This window comes from Marinitenerispora sediminis (assembly GCF_003336425.1).
Taxonomy (GTDB): Bacteria; Actinomycetota; Actinomycetes; order Streptosporangiales; family Streptosporangiaceae; genus Marinitenerispora; species Marinitenerispora sediminis.
Map to the genome: position 1 here is coordinate 1 of NZ_QEIO01000214.1, position 6,694 is coordinate 6,694.

6 protein-coding genes are annotated in these 6,694 nt (G+C 76.2%); 1 reads left to right on the top strand and 5 read right to left on the bottom strand.

What is annotated here, in order from left to right:
* Nucleotides 1-52: 52 nt before the first annotated feature.
* From DEF28_RS24880 to DEF28_RS24900, 5 genes are all read right to left on the bottom strand, one after another.
* Nucleotides 53-256, bottom strand: coding sequence for a ubiquitin-like protein Pup (locus tag DEF28_RS24880; protein WP_114400827.1), 204 nt, complete (start codon nt 254-256; stop codon nt 53-55).
* Nucleotides 257-602: 346 nt separating this feature from the next.
* Nucleotides 603-2,111: an aldehyde dehydrogenase family protein gene (locus DEF28_RS24885; protein ID WP_114400826.1), complete on the bottom strand. Its 1,509-nt coding sequence runs from the start codon at nt 2,109-2,111 to the stop codon at nt 603-605.
* 58 nt (nt 2,112-2,169) lie between these two features.
* Entirely contained in the window at nt 2,170-3,117 is a 948-nt protein-coding gene (locus tag DEF28_RS24890) for an NAD(P)-dependent oxidoreductase (protein ID WP_199493513.1), read from the bottom strand.
* A gap of 92 nt (nt 3,118-3,209) precedes the next feature.
* Entirely contained in the window at nt 3,210-4,577 is a 1,368-nt protein-coding gene (locus DEF28_RS24895; protein ID WP_114400824.1) for a DUF3100 domain-containing protein, read from the bottom strand.
* Between the two features lie 84 nt (nt 4,578-4,661).
* Nucleotides 4,662-5,531 carry a MurR/RpiR family transcriptional regulator gene (locus DEF28_RS24900; RefSeq protein ID WP_199493514.1) on the bottom strand — a complete coding sequence of 290 codons (870 nt, stop codon included), beginning with the start codon at nt 5,529-5,531 and terminating at the stop codon, nt 4,662-4,664.
* A gap of 314 nt (nt 5,532-5,845) precedes the next feature.
* Between DEF28_RS24900 and DEF28_RS24905 the strand changes: the two genes are divergently transcribed.
* Nucleotides 5,846-6,127: an isoamylase early set domain-containing protein gene (locus DEF28_RS24905; RefSeq protein ID WP_114400822.1), complete on the top strand. Its 282-nt coding sequence runs from the start codon at nt 5,846-5,848 to the stop codon at nt 6,125-6,127.
* The last annotated feature ends 567 nt before the right edge of the window (nt 6,128-6,694 follow it).

Sequence of the window (6,694 nt, forward strand, 5' to 3'; positions counted from 1 at the left end):
GCCGTCGGGGACGGGGCGGCGCCGACCGCCGGTCGCGCGCCGGACGGGCCGGCTACTGCCCGCCCTTCTGGACGAACTGCCGGACGAAGTCCTCGGAGTTGGACTCCAGGACCTCGTCGATCTCGTCCAGGATGTCGTCGACGTCCTCGGTCAGCTTCTCGTTGCGCTCCTGCGCGGCGGTACCGGCCTCGACCTCGTCGATCTCCTCGTTCTGGCGGGTCGCGTGCTTCTGGCCGCCGGTGTCCTTCGTCGCCATCTCCACAACCTCCGGTTGCTTGGTCCCTCGCCCCTTATATTGGCCCAACGGCGCCCCGCTCAACCTTGATCGCGACGCCTGTTTTGCGCCCTTCCCTCCTCGCGGGTCCGCACACCTGTCCGAACGCCCTGTTCCGCCGTCCACTCGGCGCGGGAGATTTCGGCCTCCGTTCCGCCACGGGAGACCTGCCCTCCGTTCCGCCACGGGAGACCTGCCCTCCGTTCCGCCACGGGAGGCGTACTCCCCTACTCCCCGCTCCGCCGCAAAGGCCCCCGTCGCGCCGTCTCTCCGGGAGCGGCGCGACGGGGGCGGCACGGGCGGGCCGGTGCGGCGGTGCCGCGCCGGCTCAGCCGTGCAGCGACGGGAAGAACCGCATCGGGTCGGCGCCGGTGTGCACCCACACCGCCTTGGCCTGCGTGTACTCGGCGAGCACCTCCGGACCGGAGGAGCGGCCGTGGCCGGAGTCACCGAACCCGCCGAACGGCGCGGCGACGTGGATGGCCTTGTAGGCGTTGATCCAGAAGGTGCCGGCGCGCACCGCCGCCGCCATGCGGTGCGCCCGCGCCACGTCCCGGGTCCACACGGCGCCGGCGAGCCCGAAGGGGGTGCCGTTGGCGCGCGCCACCGCCTCGGCCTCGTCGCGGAACCGGGTGACGGCCAGCACGGGGCCGAACACCTCCGTGCGCTCCAGGGTGTGCTCGGCGCGGACGTCGGCGACGACGGTCGGCGAGACCCAGTAGCCGCCGGGCTCGACGCCCCCGGGCAGCGCGTCGGCCGGGGTGACGATCCGGGCGCCCTCGTCGCGCGCGCCGGCCACCAGGGCGCGCACCTTGTCGTACTGGGCGCGGTTGTTCACGGGGCCGATCTCGGTGTCCTCGGACAGCGGGGCGCCGACGCGCAGCCGGCGGGCGCCGGCCGCGACCCGCTCCAGCAGCTCGTCGTGGACCTCGTCCTGGACGAGCAGGCGGGAGCCGGCGACGCACGACTGCCCGGCCGCGGCGAAGACCGCGGCGAGGGCGCCCTCGGCCGCGGCGTCGAGGTCGGCGTCGGCGAACACGATGTTGGCGCTCTTGCCGCCGAGTTCCAGGAGCGCGGGCGCGCCGCGCCCGGCCGCCGCCGCGGCCACCGTGCGGCCGGCCGGCACGGAGCCGACGAACGCGACCTTGCCGACCCGCTCGTCGGCGACCAGCGCGCGCCCGGTGCTGCCGCCCAGGCCGGCGGCCACGCTCAGGGCGCCCGGCGGGAGCCCGGCCTCCTCCGCGAGCCGGGCCAGGCGCAGGGTGGTGAACGGCGTGAGCTCGCTGGGCTTGACGACGACGGTGTTGCCGGCGGCCAGCGCGGGGGCGGCGTTCCAGCCGGCGGTGAACAGCGGCGCGTTCCACGGGGTGATGGCGGCCACCACACCGTAGGGTTCGCGGCGGGTGTAGGTCAGCCAGTCGCCGGGCACCGGGATGGTCTGGCCGAGTGCCTTGTCGGCCCAGCCGGCGTAGTAGGCGAACATCTCGGCGACCTTGGCCGCCTCCACCCGGGTGTCGCGGATCGGCTTGCCGGCGGTGACCGACTCCAGCCGCGCGAGGTTCTCGGCGTCGGCGGTGACCGCGGCCGACAGCGCGCGCAGCGCCGCGGCCCGGCCGAACGCGCCGAGCCCCTGCCAGGCGGGGGCGGCGGCAGCGGCGGCGTCGACGGCGGCCCGCGCGCCGTCCGCGCCGGTGTCGGACCAGGTCAGCAGCGCGGTGCCGGTGGCGGGGTCGTGGGCGGTGACGGCGGTGCCGGAGCCGGTGCGCACGCCGTCGGCGGTGTGGCTGCCGACGCCCTGGGGCAGCAGCTCGGTGATCAGCTCGGTGGCGGTGCTCATGGCGCGGAGGCTCCTCGGGTCGGGGTCGGATCGGTCGGGGGCGTGCGGACCAGCGGCGTCACCGGGGCTCGGCCGCCGGAGTGGCGGTGCCGCCGGCGGCGGACAGCCGGGCGGCCAGTTCGGCGACCGCGTTGAAGTCGGTGCCGGGGGCGAGCTCCCGGGCCGCCTCCGCCCAGACGTGCCCGGCGGCGCCGAGCACGCCCGGCGCGGAGCCGGTGCGGGACAGCACGTCCAGGCACAGCGCGACGTCGCGGGACATCAGGCGCACCGGGAAGCCGGAGTCGAACGACTCCGTCAGGATCCAGCGCGGGTAGTTGACCTCGGTGACGGCGCTGCGTCCGGACGCGGTGTTCAGCGCGGCGATGAGCCGGTCGGGGGCCAGCCCGTAGGAGCGGGCGGCGGCGACCGCCTCGCCGGTGAGCGCGAGGTGGGCGGCGCACATGGCGTTGTTGAGCAGCTTGGCGACGTTGCCGGCGCCGGAGTCGCCGACGTGCACGGCGCGCCCGCCGGTCAGCGCCTCCAGGGCGGGGCCGGCGGCGGCCACCGCCTCGGGCGTGCCGCCGACGAACGCGCCGAGGGTGCCGCTCTCGGCGCCGGCCCGGCCGCCCGACACCGGTGCGTCCAGGTAGCCGACGCCGCGGCGGGCGGCCTCGGCGGCGACCGCCCGGGTGGTGTCGGGGTCGGAGGTGGTGGTGTCGACGATGACGCGCGGCGGCGCGGCGGCGGCGAGCAGCGCCGGGACGGTCGCGCGGACCTGCGCGGCGCCGGGCAGGGACAGCACCACGTGGTCGGCGCGGCCGGCCAGTGCGGTGCGGTCGTCGACGCCGAGCACGCCGGCGGCCGCCGCGGCGGCGACCTGGGCGGGGTCGGGGTCGTAGCCGAGCACGGTCCACCCGGCGCGGACCAGCGTGCGGGCCATGGCGCCGCCCATGACGCCGAGGCCGATCACGCCGATGGTGCGGCGGTCGGCGGGGTCGGCCGGAGCCGTGGTCGCGGGGTCGGTCAAGGGGGTCGCCTCCTCGTGGGCGCGGGTTCGGCGGTCCGGCCGGGCGGGACGCGCCGCGGCCGGACCGCCGGGGGACGGGACGGTCGCAACGGTCAGATGAAGCTCTGCGCGACGAGCGCCGCGCAGACGAAGGTCGCGCCGAAGGACACCAGCGCCACGAGCACGACCCGCCAGCTGAGCCGCTTGAGCACGGCGCTGTCCTTACCGATGGACAGACCGACGAGGACGAGCACGGGGGTGGCCGTGGCGAGGAACTGGATGTCGGACACGAGCGCCAGCACCTGCTCGCGCAGCGGGTTGAGGGGGCTGGCGACCAGGATGCCGAGCAGGGAGGCGAGCACCATGGCGGGCACGCGCGGCGCGGCCCGCTTGACGGCGAACGCCGCGAACGTCACGGCGCACATCAGCGCGAACCCGCCGAGCTCGCCGGGGTGCAGGGCACCGATGTTGACGGTGTTGGCGACCAGCATGACGGCCGAGATGAGCAGGAGGTACAGCGCGACCCGGCCGAGTGCGGGAGCGCTGGGCGTGCGGGCGGGCGCGGCCGTCGACGTGGCCGTCGGCGCGGCGGCCTCCCCCGCCGGGGCGGCCGCGGGCGCGGCCTGCGCACCGGCGGGCGCGGTCGCCGCCGGTGCCGCGGGGGCCGGCACAGCGGTGCGCCGGAACGTCTTCGACCAGAAGCGGTAGAGGCGCTCGGTGAGCGGCAGCGCGACGAAGATCGCGAGGTAGACGCCGGCGATCTCCGAGACCAGGTTGGCCGCTGCCGCGTAGGCGAGGATCTGCTCCTCCATCTCGGGGTAGCTGTGCGCGATGGCCGCGGCCGAGGCGGCCATCATCGACCCGGAGCCGACCCCGGTGCCCATGGCGAGCGCCAGCGGGCTGATCCAGCCGGTGGAGGCGAGGAACCCGGCCAGCACCGACAGGTAGAGGGCGCCGAAGACCGAGCCGAAGACGTAGATGCCGAGCGCGCCGTGGTACTCCGGGGAGTCCGCGCCGAACCGCTCGGCGGCGTAGGCCATGTTGGGTTCGCGGTCGATCGAGTAGGTCGCGCCCACCGCGGAGCGCCCCATGCCGAGGGCGACCGCGATCGGCAGGGCGAGGATGACCGATCCGAACAGGTGGCCGACCTCCTGGAGCGCGAGCGCCAGGGAGACGTCGGCGAGCGTGTCGATCTTCTCGCCGACCAGGAAGGCCAGCCGCACGATGAACAGGATGATGCCGACCTCGACCAGGCTGACCGCGGTGCGCTGCGCGGTCTCCGGCAGGCGGACCACGCGCTGCAGGCTGACCAGCCCGCCGAGCAGGATCGCCCAGATGATCGGGAAGAGGATGACCTTGCCGGGGCCGATGCTGAACTCGAACGTGCCGATGAGCTCGGCCAGCGCGGCGAGGACCACCGCGAGCGCGAGGACGAGTGGGAGGTGCCGCGGCAGGCCCGCGCGCGGAAGGTGACGGGACATGGGTGCTACTCCGGTGGGGAGGGTCCGCGGCGGCGGACGGGGTGACGGGATCGAGTGGGGGCGGGCGGTGCGGCGCCCGCGGGGTCAGCGGGCCGTTCCGGGCGACGTCCCGGGGGTGCCGAGCGCCCCGAGCGCCTCCCACAGCTCCTCGGTGCGGCGCAGCGCCGCGTCGGCGCCGGGGCCGCGCCGGGCGCCGAGGCCGGCGAGCAGCCCGTAGACGACGGACACGGCCGCGGTCGTGGACTGGAAGAAGGAGAGCCCTTCGCTGGGCACCTTGAGGACGTGCCGGGCGTGCGCGGCCACCCCGGTGTTGGCGTCGGTCACGGCGACGACGGTGGCGCCGGCCTCGGCCGCGATCCGGGCGGCGAGGAGGGTGTCGCGGGTCTGCCGCCAGAAGCTGACCGCCACCACGCAGTCGCCCGGGCCGATCCCGGACAGCGCGGTGGCCAGGTGCACGCCGCCGCGGCTCTCCAGCGTGATGGGCAGGCCCATGGTGGGTCCGAGGTGCGCGAGCAGGTGGGCCGGCGCGACGTAGGAGCCCGACGCCACCACGAGGGTGCGGGTGGCGGTGTGGATGGCCTCGATGGCGGCGTCGGCCGCCTCGGGGTCGACGGTGTCGAGCGCGGCACGCAGGTTGGCGAGGTCGCGGCGCAGCGCGCGGTGGACCGCGCCGGCGGGCTCCTCGCCGTTGTGGCGGCGCAGGGTCTCGCTGGCGTTCAGCCCGGCCAGGTAGGTGGCGCGCAGTTCCTGCTGCAGCGCGGGCCACCCGTTGTAGCCGAGCGCCTGGGCGTAGCGGACCACCGTGCTGGGGTTGACCCCGGCGGCGCGCGCCACTTCGGCGACCTGGCCGTGCGATCCGAGTTCGGGGTTGGCGGCGAGGGTGTCGGCGACCCGGGTCAGGGCCGGCGACAGCGGGGGGTGGGGGGTCCCGGGTGTCCCGTCCGGCTTCGTCACCGCAACTCCAATTGCAGAACAGGGATCAATGGAACAAATGTTGCAGTGATCTTAGGCGCGGCGTTCCCCGAGATCAACGCCCCGGTGTGACGGCCTCGTAAAATCCCGCGCCGCGCCACCGGTCCGATCCGCCGCCGCGCGGACGGCCCTCCCGGCCCGGGGCCGGAGCGGCGGAACCGGGCGGCGTGTCCTTCAGGGGCGCGCTGACCTGGGTCGACAACACTGTGATGGGGCTCGCCGGACCCCCGGTCGAGGGGCGGCGGGACAACCCGTCCACCGCCGCACGCGCGCGCAGACCAAGAGAGGAACCCGCCGTGATCAAACGCGGAAAGCCCGACAAGGACGGGGTCGTCAGAGTGACGTTCTCCCTCCCGCCGGAGGAGCCGCCGGGACCGGTGTCGCTGGTCGGCTGCTTCAACGGCTGGGACCCCTACGCGCACCCGCTCACGCCCCGCAGCAACGGCCGCCGCAGCGTGGCGATCAGCGCCCCGGCGGCCTCGACGCTGCACTTCCGCTACCTGGGCGACAACGGCGTGTGGTTCGACGACGAGGACGCCGACGCCCTCCACCCGGACGGTGGACGGCTGCACCTGTGAGTCGGCCTCGGCCGGAAGGCGGGCCGGGGGCCGGACGACCGAGGGCCCGATCTCTCGGCCGTCCGGCGGGGCAGGAGCCGGCCGGCTCTCCGAGGCGGCGCGCGGTCATGCCCGACCGGCGTCGGCCGGCGCGTTCGGCCGCCGGTGCGGTGCGCCAGGTCGCGGCGAAGGTGCGAACGGCGCGGACCGGCCGGTTCGCGGCGGCCGCGGCAGGTGGGCGCGACGGTCGTGCGAGAGCTGGACATGGCACCAGGTGACGCGCTCCAGCGGGGCGAACGCCCGCAGGGCCAGCCCCGGCCACGCCCGGGTTGCCGTCCCGCCGCGGGGCAGCGCCGCGCCGACGACCGCGCCCCCGCGCCCAGCAGCACGAGGATGGCACGGTCGAGGACCCGGAACGCCTCGATTCGAGCCGGATTCCGCGGCCCGGCCGGCATCTGGTGCGGTTGAGCCGCCCGTGCGCGCTCGCCCCCGGCGAGCAGCGGCATGGCCGGCGCGAGCCCCGCCAGGTTGGCCGCGCTCGGCGCCATCCCGGGCACTCCCGTGAGCACGGCGGCGGGGGCCGGCGGG

Bases quoted from the DNA above. Each gene is read 5' to 3' on its own strand.
- DEF28_RS24880 (WP_114400827.1), bottom strand. From the start codon at position 256: ATGGCGACGAAGGACACCGGCGGCCAGAAGCACGCGACCCGCCAGAAC.
- DEF28_RS24885 (WP_114400826.1), bottom strand. From the start codon at position 2,111: ATGAGCACCGCCACCGAGCTGATCACCGAGCTGCTGCCCCAGGGCGTC.
- DEF28_RS24895 (WP_114400824.1), bottom strand. From the start codon at position 4,577: ATGTCCCGTCACCTTCCGCGCGCGGGCCTGCCGCGGCACCTCCCACTC.